We start from the raw sequence: 19,723 nt of genomic DNA, 5'->3' as shown, positions 1-19,723 counted from the left end.
CGCGGGCGCGACGGCTCCCGTGCCTCCGTATCCGGTACAAGTACCGGCACAAACCGGGCGCCGCCCCCGCGGTGCCCCGTACGGAACCCTTAACCACCGTGCGGCAGAATCGGGCCCGATGAGCACCTACCGCGACCTCACCGCCCCCATCGGCTCCCGACGCGCCCCCGTGCTGCGCACGGTCGGCACCCGGGAGCGGCGCTCCCACCTGACCGCGCCCCGCGTCCCCACGGTGGGCATCGACATCGGCGGCACCAAGGTGATGGCGGGCGTCGTCGACGCCGACGGGAACATCCTGGAGCGGCTCCGCACGGAGACCCCGGACAAGTCCAAGAGCCCACGGGTCGTCGAGGACACCATCGTCGAACTGGTCCTGGACCTGTCCGACCGGCACGACGTGCACGCGGTCGGCATCGGCGCGGCCGGCTGGGTCGACGCCGAGCGCAACCGGGTGCTGTTCGCCCCCCACCTGTCCTGGCGCAACGAACCCCTGCGCGACCGCCTCTCCGAACGCCTGTCCGTGCCGGTCCTGGTCGACAACGACGCCAACGCCGCCGCCTGGGCCGAGTGGCGCTTCGGCGCGGGCCGCGGCGAGGACCACCTCGTCATGATCACGCTGGGTACCGGTATCGGCGGCGCGATCCTGGAGGACGGCCAGGTCAAACGGGGCAAGTTCGGGGTCGCCGGCGAGTTCGGGCACATGCAGGTCGTGCCCGGCGGTCACCGCTGCCCGTGCGGCAACCGCGGCTGCTGGGAGCAGTACAGCTCGGGCAACGCCCTGGTGCGGGAGGCGCGTGAGCTGGCCGCGGCCGACTCCCCGGTCGCCTACGGGATCATCGAGCACGTCAAGGGGAGCATCCCCGACATCACCGGGCCGATGATCACCGAGCTGGCCCGCGAGGGCGACGCCATGTGCGTCGAACTCCTCGAGGACATCGGCCAGTGGCTCGGCGTCGGCATCGCCAACCTGGCCGCCGCCCTCGACCCGTCCTGCTTCGTCATCGGCGGCGGGGTCTCCGCGGCCGACGACCTGCTGATCGGCCCCGCGCGCGACGCGTTCCGGCGGCACCTCACCGGCCGCGGCTACCGCCCCGAGGCCCGCATCACCCGCGCCCAGCTCGGCCCCGAGGCCGGCATGGTCGGCGCCGCCGACCTCGCCCGTCTCGTCGCCCGCCGCTTCCGGCGCGCCAAGCGGCGCCGGGTCGAGCGGTACGAGCGTTACGAGCGGTACGCGCAGGCGCGGCGCGAGGCCCGGGAGGCGCTGTGACGATGTCGCTGCCCCGCCAGGCGGCGCCTCCGGACGGCCGGCCACCGCGCGTCGAGGACCGACGGCGCCGCAACCGCCGCAGGTCCCTCACCCTGCTGATCATCGTGCTGCTCATCGGCGTCCCGGCCGGCTACCTGGTGATCTCCGCCAACCAGAGCCGCGACAGCGGCAAGGACAAGGAGGCCCGGTACGCGGTGAAGGGCCTCGCGCCCGGCTACCCGTCCAAGGTCCAGCGCCGCCTCTACCAGGTCCCGATACCGCACCCGGCCGACCAGGTCTCCTACTACGAGACCAACAACTGGAAGACCAGCCGCCTCTACGTCCAGTTCCGGACCACCGAACCGGGCCTCACCTCCTTCCTGGAGGCCATGGGCGTCAACCGCGGCGACCTGAAGGAGGGCACCGTCACCGTCGGCGCCCGCGACAAGAAGACCACCGGCTGGACGTTCACGAGCACCGGCCCCTGGTGGGGCCTCACCCACAGCCAGAAGAACCCCGCCCCCACGCAGGACGTGGTCGTGAACCTGTCCAACCCGGTCCTGCCGATGGTCTACGTCGTCTCCCGCACCGTCCCCTGACCCCGGCCGCTACCCGTCCCGGGCCGCCGGAGCAGATCGGCCGCCGGAGCCGATTGTCAGACCCCGCCCGTAGAGTCGAGGACGACTGGACCGGACAGCGGGCGGGAGGTGACAGAACGTATGAACGACATGGCGGCCGGCGCGACGGCCACAGCGGCCGCTCCGTCCCACGCGACGGACACGGCACCCGTGTCCCCCCGCCTCGCCGCGCTCTTCCTCCCCGCCCCCCTTCCCCGCGACAGCCGCATCGCCTTCTGGGACCCGACCGGCGACGTATGGGCGGGCAACGGATCCGCCGATCCCGCCGCCGACCCGGCGCACACGGAGCTCACCGTCGTGCGGCGGCACGGGCAGGGGGCCCGGCGCAGGAGCACGCCCGCGTTGACGCTGCCGATCGAGGACGCGCTGCCGCACCTCGTCCGGGCACGCCACGATCCGGCGGCCCATCCCGCCACGGCCTGCTGGGGCGCCGCCGCCCTCCACGCGCTGCGGCTCGTCGCCCGTGGACGGCTGCTGCCCGGCCTGACCGCCACCGGGCACGACGCCTGGCGCGCGGGCCCCCTCGACCCGGACGACCTCGCCCACCTGCGCGCGATCGCCGCCGCCCTGCCCCACGAGGGCCACGCCGTCCCGCTGCCCGGTGCTGGCCCGCTGCGCCTGCCCGAACCGGAGGCGCTGCTGCGCGCCTTCCTCGACGCGGTCGCCGACACCCTGCCCCGCACCCCGGCCGCACCCCACACCTGCGGGAAACCCTTCGCCGCCCGCTTCCCGCAACGCCTGCCGGACGCCCACGACTGGGCGGCCGAGGTCGCCGCCGGCATGGACGCGGGCGTACGCGTCTCACTCCGCCTGGACCTGTCCGCGCACGACCTGTTCGACGGCCAAGGCGTCGGCGGCGACGGGACCGCCCGCGGCGCCGGCGCGGCGATCGTCCAGGTGCACAGCCTCGCCGACCCGACCCTCGTCACCGACGCGGCGGCCCTGTGGGCGGGCGAGGCGGACCCGGCCTTCGGCCCACGCGCACGCGTGGACGCCGCCCTGGCCGTACGGCGCGCGGCCCGCGTCTGGACCCCGCTGGACCGGCTCTCCGAGCAGGAGGTGCCCGACGTCCTCGCCCTCTCCGAAGCCGAGGTGAGCGAACTGCTCGGCGTGGCCGCGACCCGGCTCGGCGCGGCCGGCGTCGCCGTGCACTGGCCGCGCGACCTGGCCCAGGACCTCACGGCGACCGCGGTGGTGCGTCCCTCGCCGGGATCCGCCAAGGACGGCACCGGCTTCTTCGAGGGCGAGGAACTGCTCCAGTTCCGCTGGCAGTTGGCCCTCGGCGGCGATCCGCTCAGCGACGCCGAGATGGACGCGCTCGCCGAGGCCCACCGCCCGGTGGTGCGGCTGCGGGACCGCTGGGTGCTCGTGGACCCGGCCCTCGTCGGCAAGGCCCGCAGGCGCGACCTCGGCCTGCTCGACCCGGTCGACGCGCTGTCCGTCGCTCTCACCGGCACCGCGGACGTGGACGGCGAGACGGTCGAGGCGGTGCCCGTCGGCGCGCTCGCGGCCCTGCGGGACCGGCTCACGGCCGGCGTACGGCCCGCCGAACCGCCACCGGGCCTCGACGCCACCCTGCGCGACTACCAGCTGCGCGGCCTGAGCTGGCTCGACCTCATGACCTCCCTCGGCCTCGGCGGCTGCCTTGCCGACGACATGGGCCTCGGCAAGACGGTCACCGTCATCGCCCTGCACCTCAAGCGGGCGCACCGCGAACCCACCCTGGTGGTGTGCCCGGCCTCCCTGCTGGGGAACTGGCAGCGGGAGATCACCCGGTTCGCGCCCGGCGTCCCCGTCCGCCGCTTCCACGGCCCGGACCGCTCCCTGGACGGCCTCGACGGCGGCTTCGTGCTCACCACGTACGGCACGATGCGCTCCGCGGCACCCCTGCTGGCCGACTCGTCCTGGGGCATGGTCGTCGCCGACGAGGCCCAGCACGTCAAGAACCCGTACTCGGCGACCGCGAAGGCGCTGCGCACGATCCCGTCCCCCGCGCGCGTGGCGCTCACCGGCACCCCCGTGGAGAACAACCTCTCCGAACTGTGGGCCCTGCTCGACTGGACCACCCCCGGGCTCCTCGGCCCGCTGAAGTCCTTCCGCGCCCGGCACGCCCGCGCGGTGGAGACCGGCGGGGCCGAGGACAACGGCGAGGCCGTGCGGCGCCTCGGCCGCCTGGTACGCCCCTTCCTGCTGCGCCGCAGGAAGTCCGACCCCGGAATCGTGCCCGAGCTGCCGCCCAAGACGGAGACGGACCACCCCGTCCCGCTCACCCGCGAACAGGCCGCGCTGTACGAGGCCGTGGTGCGCGAGTCGATGCTCGCCATCGAAACGGCCGAGGGCATGGCCCGGCGCGGGCTGGTCCTGAAGCTGCTGACCTCGCTCAAGCAGATCTGCGACCACCCGGCGCTCTACCTCAAGGAGGAGCACGCCCGCGGCGGCGAACGACTGGTGGCACGCTCCGGAAAGCTGGCGCTGCTGGACGAGCTGCTGGACACCCTGCTCGCCGAGGACGGTTCGGCGCTGGTCTTCACCCAGTACGTCGGCATGGCCCGCCTGATCACCTCGCACCTCGCCACCCGCGCGGTCCCCGTGGACCTGCTGCACGGCGGTACGCCGGTCCCGGAGCGCGAACGGATGGTGGACCGCTTCCAGAGCGGCGAGACCCCGGTCCTCGTGCTGTCCCTGAAGGCGGCGGGCACGGGCCTGAATCTCACGCGCGCGGGCCATGTCGTCCACTTCGACCGCTGGTGGAACCCGGCGGTCGAGGAGCAGGCCACCGACCGCGCCTACCGCATCGGCCAGACCCAGCCGGTCCAGGTGCACCGACTGATCACCGAAGGCACCGTGGAGGACCGCATCGCCGAGATGCTCGCCGCGAAGCGCGCCCTCGCCGACGCGATCCTCGGCGCGGGCGAGTCGGCGCTCACGGAACTGACCGACCGCGAGCTGTCCGACCTGGTCTCGCTGCGGAGGGAGGCCTGATGGACGAGCGACCCGCCGACGTGGCACGCCGGGCCCTGCGCGCCGCCCGGGAAGAGCGGTCCCGGACACCCGACGGACCCGCGGAGCGGCGCGGGCCCGTGCCGGACGACCCGGCCGGTCCGGGGAGCCGTCCCGGGGACGCCGCCCGGGACGCCCTGCGCCGCGCGGTCTCCGCCCGGCACGGCGCCGTCACCGCGGACGACGAGGCTGGGCATGGCGAGGGCCTGGCGGACGACGGGACCGGGCGCGGCGAGGGTGTCGCGGACGACGGGACCGGGCGCGGCCAGGGTGTCGCGGACGACAGGGCCCGACATGGCGACGGCATCCGGGACGACGGGGCCCGGCACAGCGACGTCACCGAGGACGACGGGGCCGGGCACGGCGAGGGCATCGCGGACGACGGGACCGGGTACGGGCCGTCGAAGGCAGCGGCGGACACGGAGGCCGCGAGGGCTGCGAGGGCCGCGAAGGACACGGAGGACACGGAGGGCCCTGAGGAGTCGGCACCCCGGCTGGCGGCGCCCTCCGGCGCTCCCGCGGATGGCGCCCCTGCGGACCCTGCCCCTGCGGACGGCGCTCCCGCGGAAGCCGCTCCCACGAACGACGCCCCGCCGTCGCGCCCCGCAGGGGCGCGTCCCTCGGAGGCCGCGCGTGAGGCGCTGCGCGGCGCCCTGGCCCGGCGCGCGGCCCGTGCGGAGCGGTCCCGGGAGGAAGCCGCGCAGGCGGCGATCAGGGCCTCTCACCGTGCGACCCCGTCTCCGCGCCGGGCACCCCGTCCGACGCCCGCCGACCCCCCGGCCGGAACCACCGCCGAACACGGCGGCGCGCTCACCCACGCCCACGCGCCGACCGGCGCCTTCCGGATGCCCCCGGCACGGCCCGACCACGCCCCGGATGTCGGCGACGACGGCCCGGCGGACCAGGGAAGTCCCGAGCCCTGGACGGAGGACCCCTGCACCACGAGCGTCCCGGCGGCCCTCCCGACCACCACCGGGGCCGCCACGCCGCAGGACACCTCGACGCGCGCGGCCACGGCGTACCGCACCTCACAGGCCCGCGGCCCTGCCGGCTCCCACGCGGAACCGTCGCCCACCCCGTCCGCCGGCACTCCGCACCACACGCCGCAGGAGGCCATCCCCGGCGTCCCCTCCGGGATGCCCCGCACCATGGCCTCCCCCCGCCGGGACGGCGAACTTCGGCGTACGTTCCCGGCGTTTCCGGCCCGGGAGGCGGAAGGGGAGCGGTTCGCCGAGACCTGGTGGGGCGACGCGTGGATCGACGCGCTGGAGGAGGGCGCGCTGGACGCGGCGCGACTGGCGCGCGGGCGCGGGTACGCGCGGACGGGGCACGTGGACGCCGTCACGGTCACCCCGGGACTGGTCCTCGCATACGTGCAGGGCAGCCGGCCGCGCCCGTACCGGGTCCAGGTGCGGCTGCGGACGCTGGACGACGCCGACTGGGACCGGTTCCTGGACGCCGTCGCCGAACGCCCCGGGCACATCGCCGCACTCCTCGACAAGGAGATGCCCCAGTCCCTCGCCGACTGCGGGGTGCCGCTGCTCCCCGGCCCGGGCGACCTGGAACCGCACTGCAGCTGCCCGGACCGCGGCCACCCCTGCAAGCACGCCGCCGCCCTCTGCTACCAGACCGCGCGCCTGCTGGACGCGGACCCCTTCGTCCTGCTGCTGCTTCGCGGCCGGGGCGAGCGCGAACTGCTGGACGCCCTGTCCCGGCTGAACGCCACCCGCGCGGCCCGCGCCGCGCAGGAGCGGGAACCGGAGCCGTTCCCGGGCGTACGCGCGGCCGACGCGCTCGCCGAGAGCCGCCGTCCGCCGCTGCCCGCGCCGCTGCCCGCGCCTCCGCACCCGGAACAGCCCCCGGTGTACCCGGCGGCACCGGGCGGCCCCGACCCGTTCGCCCTGGACCAGCTGGCCACCGACGCCGCCGCCCGCGCCCACGCCCTGCTCACCACCGGCCGCGACCCGGTGGGCGGGCTGACCCTGTGGCAGGACGCGGTACGCCTCGCCGCCGCCCGCCCCGGCTCCGGACTGACCGCGGCCACCCGCTCCCTGTACGCCTCGCTCGCCTCGGTCACCGGCCGCACCACGGCCGAGCTGGCGCGCGCGGTGGCGGCCTGGCGCCAGGGCGGCGGGGAGGGACTCGCCGTCCTGGAGGAGCCCTGGGACCCGCCGGCCGGCCGCTTCGACCGGGCCCGGCCGCTGCTCCTCGCCGCCGACCTGCCCGCCTTCCGCCCCTGGCGCAACCGGCTCACCCACCCGCGCGGCCATCTCCAGCTCCGGCTGGGCCGGGACGGCCTGTGGTACGCGTACGAATCGGAGCAGGACCGCGACGACTGGTGGCCCCGCGGCACCCCCGACCTGGACCCGGTCGGCGCCCTGACCGGTCTGGGCGCGCCGGGCGCCCTCTGACGACCCCGGGCACCCGTACGTCCGCGTACGCCCGCGAGGGTTCTACGGACCGGCGGTGCGTTGCAGGGCGACCACGGCGGCGTCGTCGGAGAGGCGGCCGCCGACGTGGTCCAGCAGGTCGGCCCGCAGGTGGTGGACCAGAGCCACGGGACTTTCCTGCGCCCAGGAGACGGCCCGATCGGCGAGCGGGTAGAAAAGGCCCCTCGGGTCGCGTGCCTCGACCACACCGTCGGTGTACAGCAGCAGCAGGTCCCCGGGCTCCAGCAGGAAGGTGTCCACCCGGTACTCCGGCGTGCTCAGCTCACCCAGCCCCAGCGGCGGCGCGGGAGCGCTGGGCTGCAGTGTGACGACCTGCCGTTCGCGCAGCAGCAGGGGCGGAGGGTGCCCGCAGGACACCATCTGCGCCTGCGGCTGAGCGTCGGGGATGTCGATGATCGCGGCCGTGATGAAGCATTCCCCCTCCTCATCCGGCTCGGTGGGCTCGGCCAGGTTCCAGCACACGCTGCGTTCCAGGTAGGACATCAGCTCGGGCAGGGCCGCCTTCCTGCGTGCGGCCTCCCGGAACGCGCCCAGCAGCAGCGAGGCGTCGCCCATCGCGGTCAGGCCCTTGCCCATCACATCGCCGATGATGAGCCTCGTGCCGAACGAGGTGCGCACGGCCGCGTACAGGTCACCACCGATCAGCGCCTCCTCCTGGGCCGCCATGTACACCGACGCCACCCGCAGCGGCCCGATGCGACGGGGCAAGGGCCTGAGCACCACCCGCTGCGCGGCCTCCGACACTCTTCGTACCTGCTCCAGCTCACGGGTGTGCCGCTCGCGCAGATAACGGAACACCGTGACGACCACCGAGACCACGACCAGGGAGATGATCTGCGCGCCGACGCTCTCCGTGGTCAGGAGGTGGCCCACCGCACCGACTCCGAGCAGGGCGGCCACGGCGATGACACCGACCAGGGCGGTGAGGAAGGGACTGGCGAAGGAGGCGGTGATCGCGGGGGCCACGATCAGCAGGGGCCCCAGCGGCACATGGGGCCCGGTCAGCACGTCGGCGACGATGATGGCGGCGATCAAAGCGAGCGGTACCGCGAGCAGGGCATCGCTGGCCTGCCACGAGATGCCCTGCGAGATCTGCCGCCAAAGACGCATGCTTCCTGCTTACCACCCCCCACTGGGGCGCGGCAGCCCGGAAGGCCCGTTTCAGCGGGGCGCGCGACGGGTGGCCAGGACGAGCGGCAGAAGCGCGGCCAGCGCGCCGTTTCCCCAGGTGAGAGTGGCTACAGAGGCACTCCTCCGCACCAGGCAGGGGCAGGAAGCCGATACCGTCGGCGGCCCACACCAGGAGGTCGGTGGCCGGCGGCATGAGGTCGGTGGCCGGCGGCATGAGGTCGGTGAACAGCGGGGATCTGTCACGAGGCCGAATCAGCGGAGCGGTCCGAAGCCGTCACGGTTCCCGATCCCCGGCCGTGAACTTCTTCCAACCTGGTTGCTGGGTAGGCCAGTTGGCGTGGAGGGACGGGCAGTGCGCGACGCCAGGTTTCGGGAGACGCCGACACCCGCTCCCAGGCACGGCCCACCCCGGCGCAGGACGCGCAACTGTTCCTCGTCCAGTTCCGCCGTGTGCATCCGTAGTGCGTCGACTTCCAGGCCGACAGTGCCGGACAGAGCCATGGGCGCTTTTTACGGAGCGGCCCGCCCGTTTTTCCGGTGGTGCCGAGAGGGGACGGTCGTCACAAGGTTGGCCCCGGTCGCCGGTAGTACGCTGGAAACAGCGAGGGCATTCCGCGTCGTCAGCGGCCATGTCGGCGTGGTCGTCGGGGAACAGGAGAACGGGTGCCCGCACATCGCACCTGGATGAAGGTTCACGCCATGAAGGACCTTTTCCATACGCTCGGACGGCGTGTGGCGTCATGTGGGAAATCCGGTCGGTGAACCACGGCCGCTGACCGCCGTGGAGGACCGTACGAAATCTTGGGAGTACGAGGGCGGTGCGGGCCCTGACCTGCAACGGGGGCGGCCGGGGCGCAGGAGGGACCGGATGACCGACCGAGAAGACGACGAAGACCAGAGCCCTGTGGGGGCCATCGGCCGGGTGACCGTGTCCATCCCTCCGGGCGGCCCGGGGGAAGTGCTCGTGGCGGTACGCGGCGGGACCGAGGCATTCGCCGCGTGGTCGCGGCATCCCATACCCAAGCACGAGCGCGTCATTGTCGTGGACCGCACCTCGGCCCGCTCCGTGGTCGTGGAGCACTTTCCCGACCCGTGATTCACGATTCCCGTGAATCACGACCCCGACAGGAGAATTCCATGCTGTTCTGGCACGTTCCCGCCCCCGACCAGGCAATGCTCATTTCCGGGTCGAAACGCCGGGCGGAGGACACACAATTCCGGATCGTCACCGGACACGGGAGCTTCGTCTTCCCCGTCAAACAGAAGGCCCGCTTGCTGTCCCTCGCGCTGCGCGAGGCCGAGATCACCGAGGACTGCGTGACGCAGCAGGGCATTCGCCTCAGGGCCCGAGCCGTCGCGGTGTTCAAAGTGGGTGACGACCCCGCGTCCATAGCCAACGCGGCCCGCCGTTTCCTGGCGGAACAGAACGCCATGGAGGAACTCGTGGGCCGGATCTTCGCCGGACACCTGCGCTCCATCATCGGCGGGCTGACGGTCGAACAGATCATCCGTGAACGTGATCGCGTCGCGCAGGAGGTCAAAGAAGCGAGCCACACCGAGATGGAGAAGCTGGGCATCGTCGTCGACGCCTTGCAGATACAGGAGATCGAGGACGTCTCCGGGTACATCGACAACCTGGCTGCCCCGCACGCCGCCGCCGTCGCCAGCCAGGCACGCATCGCGCAGGCCAAGGCCGACCAGGAAGCGGCCGAACGCGAACAGCAGGCCGCGGCGCTGAAAGCCGAGTACGAACGGGACACCGCCATCAAGCGTGCGGGGTTCCTCGCCGAGACCGAGCAGTCCAACGCCCGCGCCGCGCAGGCCGGTCCGCTGGCCCAGGCGAGGGCCACCCAGGAGGTCACGGAGGAGCAGACCGCCCTGGCCCGGCGCCAGGCAGGACTGGCTGCGCAGCGGCTGGAAGCGGAGGTGCGGCGCCCCGCCGACGCGGAGGCCTACCGCCGGCGCACCCTCGCCGAGGCCCACCGCGATCAGGCCAAGTTCGAAGCGGACGGCGCCGCCTACACCGAGCGGACCATCGCGCAGGCGCAGGCCGACGCCAACAACGCCCGCGCCGCCTCTCTCAGGGACGGCAACCAGGAACTGATCGCGGCCAACCGCGTCGTGGAAAACCTGCCCGCTCTCGCAGACGCCGCGGCCCGCGGTCTCGCGGGCGCCACTCTCACCGTCCTCAATGGCGCGACGGGGGTCAGCGAGGTGGCATCGGGGATCGTGGGCCAGGGCATGGCGATCCTCGACGCGCTCAAGAAGTCGACGACGATGCCACCTGGCGTGAACGGCGACCGGCCTCGGCCCACCGAGAAGGCGTGAACGGCACGCGGGCGATCTGCTCCTCGGGAATCGCCGCCTCTTCGGCCTGCAGGGTGGGCGCGGCCAGTGACTCGTCCAGCAGCCGAGCTTGAGCAGGTCGTCCGCGTACGGTGCTCGCAGCGGCATCATGCCGACGGCCCGGTCTACCTGACCGGGCCCTCGTTTTCTCCTGGCTGTTCGTCAGGCATGTCCAGGATGGCCTCTCGGGTGTACCGAGGGCTCCCTGGGGGTTTGGACAGCGCCAGGCCCAGGGTCTGCACGATGCGCAGAGCAGAGTCCCGGATGGACTGATCGTCCTTCTCGGGCGCCGCCGTGCTCCTGATCTCGTCACACACCCGGCTGAACTGCTCAGTGCTGATCGTCTGCCGACTTACCGGTTGCGCCATGGTGCGCTCCTCCTGGAAGAGCGGGCCGTTCCACCCGCTCTTCCAGAAAGCGCTGGGCACACGACAACGGCAACCGGAGAGGGAGCCGGCGCGAGGGCGCTCGACCAGAGCCGCTGTGGGCTGATGAGAGGAACTGCTGGAGGACGTCGCGTTCCGTGAGGGGGCGTGCGTCGGAGGTGCGGGGGAGCGGCGTGGGTGTCCGGCGTCGGACCAGGGCAGGATCCAGCCCGGACCGCGGGGGACACGGGTCACCAGTAGTGGCGTCGCCCTGCGACCGCGTGTCCCATCGCGCCGAGGACCCACAGGACGGCTCCGACGACCGCCAGGATGATCCCGATGGTCCACAGGATGGATATCCCGGTGACGAAGCCGACGACGAGCAGAATGACGCCCAGGATGATCATGATTTCTCCAGTGGGGAGTAGTTGCCGGTTCCCCTGTGGACCGCGGAAGGCCACAAGGGCGTGGACGCGGGGAGGGCCGTCCCTCTCGTTACTCCGCGCGGTGCGGTTTGTGCTGGACGACCTGTAGGCGGACCTCGGTGGGCATGTCGGGGAGGCCAGTGGATCGGCGGGCGGTTCGGAGCGGGCCGTCGCAGAGGGCAGCGAGGGCGGCGCCCGGTGCCCTCTGCGGGGTGAGGGTGAGCCTGACGCGGGTGCGGGGGTGGCCGGGTCGGCCGGTGATGCGTACGGCCGCATGCTCGACTCCCGGCAGGGTACCGGCTTCGGCGGCGATCGCGTCGCTGAGTGCTCGGTCGCGCAGTTCTACGCCTTCCTGCGGAGGTGTGCCGCCGACGGACAGTCCTCCGGGGCGGCGCCGGCGCAGTTGGGCGAGTAGCCACCACAGGGCGACCAGGGCGAAGACGGCGAGGGCGGCGATGACAGCGGGCCACCACCACCAGCCCTGGCTGCTCCAGCGAGCCCGGTCGGCGGAGCCGAGCAGGACGTCGTCCGGGGTGATCAGGGGCCAGCCGACGGGCGGGACCAGATGGTTTCGCCGGTAGACGTCGAACCCGGCGAAGAGGATCAGCAGGCCGCCGCCGAGCAGGACCAGTCCGGCGACGGTCAGCAGGCTGCGGTTGAGTACGGGTCGCGGCGTCATGGTGCGGACTCCGGGTCTGGGGTTCTCCGGTCAGTCGGTGCGCTGCCGCATTCGCACGACGATGCGGGGAGGGCGGGCGAGGGCGAGCCGGTCGCGCTCCTCGTCGAGGACGGCGGTGAGGTCGTCCTTCACCTGTTGAGGGTCGCGGAAACGGACGTCCGCGCGGGCCTTGACGCGGTGGCGGCGCACCCGGACGCGGGCTTTGCTGACCCCGGGTACCCGCATGGCGGCGTCGCGCAGTAGAGCGGCGGTGCCATTGCGGTCCAGGGAGGCGCGCAGCCGGGGCGCGGGGGAGCGCAGGGGCAGCCAGTGGCGTAGGCCGGGGGTGAGGGCCAGGACGATCAGCCAGACGCCGACGGCGGCGGCCACGGCGGCTCCCGTGAGCATCCACACGTCGTCCACGGGGCGGGTGGCCAGTGCGTCGGTCAGGTGCCGTCGCCAGGCTGCCGCGGGGCGTCCCACCCGTACGGCGACGACGTCGACCAGCGCCGCGACCGCCGCCACGAGAGTCACCGAGGCGACCAGCGCGGCCGGAAGGCGGCGCGCGGACCACGGGCGGTGGGTCCGGTGCCCTCCGTCGCGTTCGCCGGCCGTCGGGTTCGGCGGGGGCGTGTGGTGTTCTGGCGGACCGGGCTCTGCGGGCTCCTTCGTCAGCGGCACCGCGGCACGGCGCGGGGGTGGCGCGGAGTCGCGGGCGGGAGGGTCCGGGTCGGGTGTCATTCCGGTCCTCCTTCCTGCGTGGTGGGCCCGGCGGTGCGGGCCGGAAGGCTGGTTACAGGACCCGCCCGCGGTTCGCGCCGGAGGCGGTCACCAGCCGTCGGACGGTGAGGGTGACCTCTCCCACCCGCAAGCCGGTCAGCCGGGCCACCCGTTCGGCGACGTCCTGCTGGATCAGCTCGCAGACATGGGGGATGTCGGTGGAGTAGGGCAGCTCCATCGTCAGGTGCAGACGCACCGATCCGCTCCGGACGGTGGCCGAGGCGCTGGGTGCAGCCGGTCCGCTCGGGGGCGGGAGGGCGGCCCGCCGGGACTGGGCCGTGCGTGCGGCCCGGGTGGCGATACGGGCGACCACCCTGTCCGGAATGACGGTGGCGCCCCGCTCGGCCGGTGGCGGGAGGCCGGCAGCCGGCGCCGGCGGGCCGGACCCTTCGCCGGGAGGCGGGGAGCCGGGCCGGGTCCTCACCGCCGCCTCCGCGCACGGAGGTCGAGGTCGCCCTGCAGGACGAGGCCGACGATCAGCCCCGCCGCCCCCAGGACAAGAACCAGAAGGAACGCCCAGAAGCCGCCGAAGTAACCGGCGAAGCCCAGGGCCATCCCGGCCGCGAGGCCCGTGGTCGCTGTGTTCATGATGCACTCACCCGTCTCGCGAGCGTCGTCCGCGTGATCAGCCGCTTACGCCGGGACGCGGCGGTGGCGGTGGTCACGGCGGATCACCTCACGCGGCCCTCGTCCGGTCCGGACTCTTCCTCCTCGTCGGGAAGGTGGACGTCGTCGACGGCGATGTTCACCTCGACGACCTCCAGTCCCGTCATCCGCTCCACCGCGCTGATCACGTTGGAGCGCACGTCGCCGGCGACGTCGACGATGGAGACGCCGTACTCGACGACGACGTCCAGGTCCACGGCGGCCTGCCGCTCGCCGACCTCGACCTTCACTCCTTGTGCGACGCTGCCGCCTCCGCCGGGCACGCGCTCCCGCACAGCGCCGAAGGCACGGGCCATGCCCGCCCCGAGGTTGTGGATGCCCGGTACCTCGCGTGCGGCCATGCCGGCGATCTTGGCCACCACTCCGTCCGCGATGGTGGTCCTCCCCCGGGTCTCGGCCGGGGCTCCGGCTCCGGTACGGCCCTTCAGCGCGCTCACGCCCGCGTCGGGTCGGCTGCCCCCGCCGACGCTGGTGATGTTGTCCGTCATGGCGGTCGCCTCGATCGGTAGGTCGGTCGGACACCGGCGTGGTGCCCGTCGAAAGGTTGGACATGCGGGGCGGCGGACCCCTCACACACGTGGTGTGTGATGTGCGTCACATGCGAGGGGGTGGGTACCCGATCGTCCTGAACATGAGCAGGAGCGGCATGATCGAACGGACCGGTTCTTCACTTCTGGGAGGCGACCTGCCGGATGGGTTGCTGGCTGAGCGGGCTGCCGAGGGGGACGAGGACGCCTTCGCCGTTCTCGTGCGGCGGCACAGCCGTCCTCTCCTCGGCCTGGCCCACTGCATGCTCGGTGACGCCCAGGACGCCGAGGAGGCCGTTCAGGACGCCTTCGTCAGCGCTTGGCGGCGACTGCCGGAATACCGCCACGACGCGGAGTTCCCCACCTGGATGTACCGCATCACCGTGAACCGCTGCCTGAACTCGCGACGCCGCCGACCACCACCTCTTCGACTGGACGCCGTCGCCGAACCCGCCACGGGCGACGCGTGGAGCCAGCCCGCCCGAGCCGCGGAGGAGGACGCGGAGACGGCCGCCCTGACGTGCGCGCTCGGCGAGCTGGACGCCGGACAGCGTGTCTGCTGGATCCTGCGGGAACTGCAGGGCCTGCCCTACAAGGAGATCGCCGTCGTGACACAGACCAGTGAGCCAACAGTGCGCGGCAGACTGTTCAGGGCACGCAGGTCCCTGAAGGAGGCGATGGCCCCATGGCGCTAGACGACCCGCACGCGCGGCCTTCCGAACCGCCCGGAGACGACGGGCCTCCCGGCCGCCCGGCCGTCGGCGACGCGGCTCCGCTCGCAGGTGACGAGGTACTGACCTGCGGCCGACTGCTCAGCCAGGTCTGGGAACAGGTACAGGACGCGACGCCGACCGCGGATCCGCACACCATGTCATGTCCCCAGTGCCGCGAGGCGGTCGAGGGGCTGGCCAGGCTGAACGCGGCCACGCGGGCGCTGCGTGCCAAGGACCCTCCCGGCCTGCAGGCACTGGTTGACCGCGTCATGAGCATCGTCAGGGCCGAGGTCCGGCTCGGACGGCTGCTGCCACTGGCCGACACGATGCTGGATCTGCTGATCGCCGAGAGCGCCGCGGTGAAGGTGCTGCGGCACGCCGCGGACACGGTCCCCGGGGCGAGGGCCGAAACCTGCCGGCTCGTGCCCGTGGGCGGCACCGGCGTGCAGGTGACCATGACCCTGGCCGCCGCCCTCGACCGCCCGCTGCCCGACAGGGTCGATCAGGTGCGCGGATCGATCACCCATGCCGCCGTACAAGCCCTGGGCATGGACGTGTCGGCCGTCGACATCATCGTGGTCGACGTACTGGAGCCCCCCTCGTCCCTAGGCCCTGCGGGCTCGAGCCAGAACACGGGCGGTGGTGTCTGATGGCTGCCACCGGAACGCCGCCTCCCCCCGGAGTCGCAGCCTCGGCGGCCCTCGCGGTGCCCGGAGTGGCCGGCCTGCAACCCCGCCTCGCCCACCGCCTCACGGCAGTCGCCTCGCCCGCAGGACCGGAGACGACAGCTCAACGCACCCGCGAGGCCGGCGTCCGCGTCGACCGGGTGCCCGACGGCTCGGGATGGCACGTCGAGGTGCGCTGCGTCCTGACCGAAGGCTTCCGAGCGGTGGACACCGCCCGGAACGTCCATGACCAGGTACGGGCCGCTGTCCTCTCCTACCTCGCCGCACACGACGCCCCGGTGGCGGTCACCGTGACGGTCAGAGTCACGGTCACCCGCATCGCCGTCCGGGACCACACAGTCTGAGCGCCGCACACGACGGCCGGCGACGTCCTCGACGTACAGGATCACGACGGCGAGAGCGACCGACGGGCACGATCCGAGCACGAGGCGTGACGGCTGCAGGACGGCTCACCGCGCGTCGGATGTCTGCGCACCCCGAAGGGAGAACCCCAGCAGAGACCGGGGAACTCACGCTTGCGCTCGCGGGTTTCGTTCGGTGTGAGCCGGTCGGCGAGACCGAACGATCAGGCGATCCCGATGCCGCGCACCAGCAGCAACGCCACGTCCACCACCGCCACGGCGACCGCTGCCGCGAACGCCGCTCGCTCCCGGCGGCGTCCCAGCACCGTCCCCGCCACCGCGACCAGGCCGGCCGTCGCGAGCGCCGCCACTCCCCATCTGCCGGGTGGTCCGGCGGGCCCCAGCGCCAGAACCACGGACGCGGTGACCAGCGGGACCGGCAGCAGCAGCCGCGCGCCGTCCGCGCCCAGCCGGTGCGGAAATCCCCGTACACCCGTCGCCAGATCCCCACGGATATCCGGCAGCACGTCGCCCAGATGGGCACCGACCCCCAGCAGTGCCCCGGCGGTGACCATCCACCAGGCGGGCCAGGGCTGCCCTGGGAGCCCCAGCGCCACGAACGCCGGAAGCGCGGCGAAACCCACCGCGTACGGCGCCCAGGACCACGCTGTCGACTTGAGCCGCAGGTTGTACGCCCACGCCGCCGCCACTCCAGCCAGGTGAACGACGCCCGCCCACACGCCACATGCGAATGACAACGGCACGCACAGCGCCAGCGCGGCATACGCGGCCACCCACATCTGCATCACACCCACCGCGCCGCCGACGACGGGTTTGTCACGGCGGCCGGCGGCGATGTCCCGGCACGCGTCGAACGCGTCGTTGCACCAGCCGACGGACAACTGCCCGCTCAGAACGGCGGCGGTGGCCAGCACACAACGCGCGGCGCCCTGGCCGGCGGTCACGCCAGCGCTGCTGTCAGCGCGGTGACCGCCGCTACTCGATCGACGCACGGCTGGCCGGCCGACTCGGACTGCGACCGGACGTCACGAGACTGCCCCTCTTCGGCCTGGGATGCGCCGGCGGCGCTGCCGGCCTGGCCCGTATGCACGACTACCTGCTGGGCCGGCCCGACCACGTGGCGGTCCTGCTGTCGGTCGAACTGTGCTCGCTCACCTTCCAGCGCAACGACGCCTCCATGGCCAACCTGGTCGCCACCGGGCTGTTCGGCGACGGTGCCGCCGCGGTCGTCGCCTTCGGCGCGGACCGCTCGGACGAGACCGTCGGCCCGACGATCGTGGACACCCGCAGCCACCTGTATCCGGACACCGGGCGCGTCATGGGCTGGGACATCAAGAGCTCCGGCTTCCAGGTCGTCCTCGACCCGAAGGTCCCCGACGCCGTACGCCGCTACCTCGCCGATGACGTCGAGGGATTCCTCAGCGACCACGGCCCGAAGCCGAAGGACGTGACTGCCTGGGTCTGCCACCCCGGCGGGCCCAAGGTCCTTCAGGCCGTCACCGAGGCCCTCGATCTGCCCGCCGACGCACTCGACGTGACCTGGCGTCACCTGGCCGACGTGGGCAACTTGTCCTCGTCGTCGGTGCTGCACGTGCTGCGCGACACCCTCGCCGAGCGGCGCCCGCCGCCGGGCACCCCGGGTGTGCTGCTGGCGATGGGACCCGGCTTTGCCTGCGAACTCGTCCTGCTGCGCTGGTAGTTCGGACCAGCGAAGGACACAGGACACAGGACACAGGACACATGATCTGGTACGGACTGCTGGTGGCCGCCGTCGCCGCCGAGCGCGTCGCCGAACTCGTCGTCGCCCGCCGCAACGAACGGTGGACCACCGCCCGCGGCGCGACGCTGACCGGGCAGGGCCACTACCCGGCAATGGTCGCCCTTCACACCGGCCTTCTGGTCGCCTGCCCGGCCGAGGCATGGCTGGCAGACCGGCCCTTCGTACCCGCCCTGGGCTGGCCGATGCTGGCCGTGCTGGCGGGCGCCCAGGCACTGCGGTGGTGGTGCATCCACACCCTGGGACCCCGTTGGAACACCCAGGTGATCGTCGTACCCGGCCTGCCGCTGGTGACGAGCGGTCCCTACCGGTGGCGGTGGCTGCGGCATCCGAACTACGTGGCCGTCGTCGCCGAGGGCGTGTCGCTGCCTCTGGTACACACCGCCTGGGTTACCGCGGCCGCGTTCACGGTACTCAACGCCGCGCTGCTCACCGTGCGCATCCGCTGCGAGAACCGGGCGCTCGCCGCCGCGACCACGCCGGCGTCGGCGTGATCGACGTACTGGTGGCCGGCGGCGGACCCGCCGGACTGGCCGCGGCCATCCACGCAGCGCTCGCCGGCCTGGAGGCCGTCGTCCTCGAACCCCGGACCGCGCCCGTGGACAAGGCCTGCGGAGAAGGAGTCATGCCCGGTGGTGTCGCCGCGCTGCGAACACTGGGCGTCGAGGCCACCGGCCGCGAACTGCGCGGCATCCGCTACGTGGACGGCACAACCCGCGCCGAAGCGGCCTTCCGTGGCCGGAGGGGGCGGGGAATCCGCCGTACGACGCTGCACTCCGCACTGCACCAGCGCGCGCTCAGCCTTGGCGTGCGCGTCCTGCCGGGCAAGGTCGGCGAGGTACACCAGAGCGCGGACACGGTCACCGCCGCGGGAACCACGGCCCGTTGGCTGATCGCCGCCGACGGTCTGCACTCCCCTGTGCGCCGCAGCCTGGGGCTGGAACTGCCGAGCCGCCCCCACGGCCGCTACGGACTTCGCCGGCACTACCGCGCGGAGCCTTGGACGGACTTCGTGGAGGTCCACTGGGCCCGGGACGGCGAGGCCTATGTGACACCGGTCGACGACGACCTTGTGGGCGTCGCGGTCCTCAGCCGCAACCGCCGCGGCTACGACGAGCACCTGGCCGGCTTCCCCGCCCTCACCGCGTCGCTGCGCGGCTCGGCGGCGACGCAGGTACGCGGAGCCGGTCCACTGCGGCAGCGGGTGCGGCGCAGAACCGCCGGCCGTGTCCTGCTCGTCGGCGACGCCGCGGGCTACCTGGATGCCCTCACCGGCGAGGGCATCGCCCTCGCACTCGCCACGGCCGGGGCCGCCGTCCGCTGCCTGGCCGCCGGGCGACCGGACGAGTATGAGCGTGCCTGGGTGCGGCTGACCCGGCGTCACCGGCTGCTCACCGGGGCCCTGCTGGCCGCGAGCGGCCGCCCCGGCGCCGCCCGCCTCATCGTGCCCGCAGCGTCCCGGATGCCTTCCGTGTTCTCAGCCGCGGTCCACGCACTGCAGTAGCGGCCCGGCCTTGTTCACCCCGAAACCGAACGAAGCCGACCGCACGCGCTTTCCGCGCCGGCGGAGGCCGATCGGGTGGCGAGCGTACTGCCTCCACAGGGGAAGGACCCCGGGGACCTCCTCGCTAGTCCGCCCGGCGTCGAAGGCCGCCCTGAGGCGCGACGTGACCCGGCCGGTTCCGGCTCTCGCGGCATAATGCAGTCCGTCTTCCCGCGAGCCCCCGCGATAGGGGCTTCCGTGATACATGAGAGGGTCGGACGGGTGAGCGAGACATCACCGAACACCCTGCAATACCGCTTTGACGGGCGCGAGGACGCTCCTGTCCTGATCCTGGCTCCCTCACTGGGCACGACCTGGCACAGGTTGTAGAGACCGTCCAGGGATGTCTATGCCAGTCCAGCGCGGGCATGAAACCGCAGGTCAGGGCTTCCTGGTCCGGGAGCGGCTGC

Annotated in this window: 20 protein-coding genes and 1 pseudogene; 12 read left to right on the top strand and 9 right to left on the bottom strand. The window is 73.2% G+C overall.

What is annotated here, in order from left to right; all coding sequences use genetic code 11:
* Positions 1 to 118: 118 nt before the first annotated feature.
* From ACIP4X_RS22175 to ACIP4X_RS22160, 4 genes are all read left to right on the top strand, one after another.
* On the top strand, positions 119 to 1,267 hold the full coding sequence (locus ACIP4X_RS22175; RefSeq protein WP_358729966.1) for an ROK family glucokinase: 1,149 nt from the start codon (positions 119 to 121) through the stop codon (positions 1,265 to 1,267).
* A complete protein-coding gene (locus ACIP4X_RS22170; protein ID WP_391455227.1) occupies positions 1,264 to 1,845 on the top strand; it encodes a sugar kinase in 582 nt (193 codons plus the stop codon). Before ACIP4X_RS22175 ends, ACIP4X_RS22170 begins: the two co-directional genes overlap by 4 nt.
* 129 nt (positions 1,846 to 1,974) lie before the next feature.
* A complete protein-coding gene (locus ACIP4X_RS22165) occupies positions 1,975 to 4,866 on the top strand; it encodes an SNF2-related protein (protein WP_391455287.1) in 2,892 nt (963 codons plus the stop codon).
* A complete protein-coding gene (locus tag ACIP4X_RS22160; RefSeq protein ID WP_358729968.1) occupies positions 4,866 to 7,295 on the top strand; it encodes an SWIM zinc finger family protein in 2,430 nt (809 codons plus the stop codon). Before ACIP4X_RS22165 ends, ACIP4X_RS22160 begins: the two co-directional genes overlap by 1 nt.
* Positions 7,296 to 7,337: 42 nt before the next feature.
* On the opposite strand, the gene ACIP4X_RS22155 is transcribed toward ACIP4X_RS22160, so the two are convergent.
* Positions 7,338 to 8,444 carry a PP2C family protein-serine/threonine phosphatase gene (locus ACIP4X_RS22155; RefSeq protein ID WP_358729969.1) on the bottom strand — a complete coding sequence of 369 codons (1,107 nt, stop codon included), beginning with the start codon at positions 8,442 to 8,444 and terminating at the stop codon, positions 7,338 to 7,340.
* Between the two features lie 889 nt (positions 8,445 to 9,333).
* Between ACIP4X_RS22155 and ACIP4X_RS22150 the strand changes: the two genes are divergently transcribed.
* Together ACIP4X_RS22150 and ACIP4X_RS22145 are read left to right on the top strand one after the other, a co-directional pair.
* Positions 9,334 to 9,561 (top strand): hypothetical protein, encoded by a 228-nt coding sequence (locus tag ACIP4X_RS22150; RefSeq protein WP_326804798.1) that lies wholly within the window; start codon positions 9,334 to 9,336, stop codon positions 9,559 to 9,561.
* A gap of 41 nt (positions 9,562 to 9,602) precedes the next feature.
* Complete coding sequence (locus ACIP4X_RS22145; protein WP_358729970.1) at positions 9,603 to 10,793, top strand: SPFH domain-containing protein; 1,191 nt, start codon at positions 9,603 to 9,605, stop codon at positions 10,791 to 10,793.
* Between the two features lie 143 nt (positions 10,794 to 10,936).
* Here the strand turns inward: ACIP4X_RS22145 and ACIP4X_RS22140 are convergent, their stop codons facing one another.
* From ACIP4X_RS22140 to ACIP4X_RS22110, 7 genes are all read right to left on the bottom strand, one after another.
* Positions 10,937 to 11,179 carry a hypothetical protein gene (locus ACIP4X_RS22140; RefSeq protein ID WP_358729971.1) on the bottom strand — a complete coding sequence of 81 codons (243 nt, stop codon included), beginning with the start codon at positions 11,177 to 11,179 and terminating at the stop codon, positions 10,937 to 10,939.
* 248 nt (positions 11,180 to 11,427) lie between these two features.
* A complete protein-coding gene (locus ACIP4X_RS22135) occupies positions 11,428 to 11,583 on the bottom strand; it encodes a DUF6131 family protein (RefSeq protein WP_358729972.1) in 156 nt (51 codons plus the stop codon).
* A gap of 88 nt (positions 11,584 to 11,671) precedes the next feature.
* Positions 11,672 to 12,280, bottom strand: coding sequence for an alkaline shock response membrane anchor protein AmaP (locus ACIP4X_RS22130; protein ID WP_358729973.1), 609 nt, complete (start codon positions 12,278 to 12,280; stop codon positions 11,672 to 11,674).
* A gap of 30 nt (positions 12,281 to 12,310) precedes the next feature.
* Entirely contained in the window at positions 12,311 to 13,000 is a 690-nt protein-coding gene (locus ACIP4X_RS22125; protein WP_358729974.1) for a DUF6286 domain-containing protein, read from the bottom strand.
* Positions 13,001 to 13,052: 52 nt separating this feature from the next.
* Complete coding sequence (locus ACIP4X_RS22120) at positions 13,053 to 13,235, bottom strand: Asp23/Gls24 family envelope stress response protein (RefSeq protein WP_358729975.1); 183 nt, start codon at positions 13,233 to 13,235, stop codon at positions 13,053 to 13,055.
* Between the two features lie 224 nt (positions 13,236 to 13,459).
* On the bottom strand, positions 13,460 to 13,627 hold the full coding sequence (locus ACIP4X_RS22115) for a hypothetical protein (RefSeq protein ID WP_326804805.1): 168 nt from the start codon (positions 13,625 to 13,627) through the stop codon (positions 13,460 to 13,462).
* An 83-nt stretch (positions 13,628 to 13,710) separates the two neighbouring features.
* On the bottom strand, positions 13,711 to 14,193 hold the full coding sequence (locus tag ACIP4X_RS22110) for an Asp23/Gls24 family envelope stress response protein (protein WP_358729976.1): 483 nt from the start codon (positions 14,191 to 14,193) through the stop codon (positions 13,711 to 13,713).
* Between the two features lie 158 nt (positions 14,194 to 14,351).
* On the opposite strand from ACIP4X_RS22110, the gene ACIP4X_RS22105 reads away from it, so the two are divergent.
* From ACIP4X_RS22105 to ACIP4X_RS22095, 3 genes are read left to right on the top strand one after another with little or no spacing between them, the layout of a single operon-like run.
* Positions 14,352 to 14,927, top strand: a complete 576-nt coding sequence (locus ACIP4X_RS22105) for an RNA polymerase sigma factor (RefSeq protein ID WP_358729977.1) — start codon at positions 14,352 to 14,354, stop codon at positions 14,925 to 14,927.
* Entirely contained in the window at positions 14,918 to 15,595 is a 678-nt protein-coding gene (locus ACIP4X_RS22100; protein WP_358729978.1) for a hypothetical protein, read from the top strand. Before ACIP4X_RS22105 ends, ACIP4X_RS22100 begins: the two co-directional genes overlap by 10 nt.
* Positions 15,595 to 15,975, top strand: coding sequence for a hypothetical protein (locus ACIP4X_RS22095; protein WP_358729979.1), 381 nt, complete (start codon positions 15,595 to 15,597; stop codon positions 15,973 to 15,975). The genes ACIP4X_RS22100 and ACIP4X_RS22095 overlap by 1 nt, the downstream gene beginning before the upstream one ends.
* Before the next feature lie 221 nt (positions 15,976 to 16,196).
* Here ACIP4X_RS22095 and ACIP4X_RS22090 read toward each other — a convergent pair whose 3' ends face one another.
* Positions 16,197 to 16,937 (bottom strand): UbiA family prenyltransferase, encoded by a 741-nt coding sequence (locus tag ACIP4X_RS22090; RefSeq protein WP_401350135.1) that lies wholly within the window; start codon positions 16,935 to 16,937, stop codon positions 16,197 to 16,199.
* Positions 16,938 to 16,972: 35 nt separating this feature from the next.
* On the opposite strand from ACIP4X_RS22090, the pseudogene ACIP4X_RS22085 reads away from it, so the two are divergent.
* The 3 genes and pseudogenes from ACIP4X_RS22085 to ACIP4X_RS22075 form a co-directional block, all read left to right on the top strand.
* Positions 16,973 to 17,692, top strand: a pseudogene (locus ACIP4X_RS22085) (type III polyketide synthase); the annotation flags it as partial.
* Between the two features lie 41 nt (positions 17,693 to 17,733).
* On the top strand, positions 17,734 to 18,264 hold the full coding sequence (locus tag ACIP4X_RS22080; protein ID WP_358729982.1) for an isoprenylcysteine carboxylmethyltransferase family protein: 531 nt from the start codon (positions 17,734 to 17,736) through the stop codon (positions 18,262 to 18,264).
* On the top strand, positions 18,261 to 19,274 hold the full coding sequence (locus ACIP4X_RS22075) for an FAD-dependent monooxygenase (protein ID WP_358729983.1): 1,014 nt from the start codon (positions 18,261 to 18,263) through the stop codon (positions 19,272 to 19,274). Before ACIP4X_RS22080 ends, ACIP4X_RS22075 begins: the two co-directional genes overlap by 4 nt.
* Positions 19,275 to 19,723: the final 449 nt, after the last annotated feature.

It is taken from the genome of Streptomyces sp. NPDC088817, from assembly GCF_044750345.1.
Lineage (GTDB): Bacteria > Actinomycetota > Actinomycetes > Streptomycetales > Streptomycetaceae > Streptomyces.
Note: the sequence above shows the minus strand (reverse complement) of the source record. Positions and strands in the feature narration are given on the sequence as shown.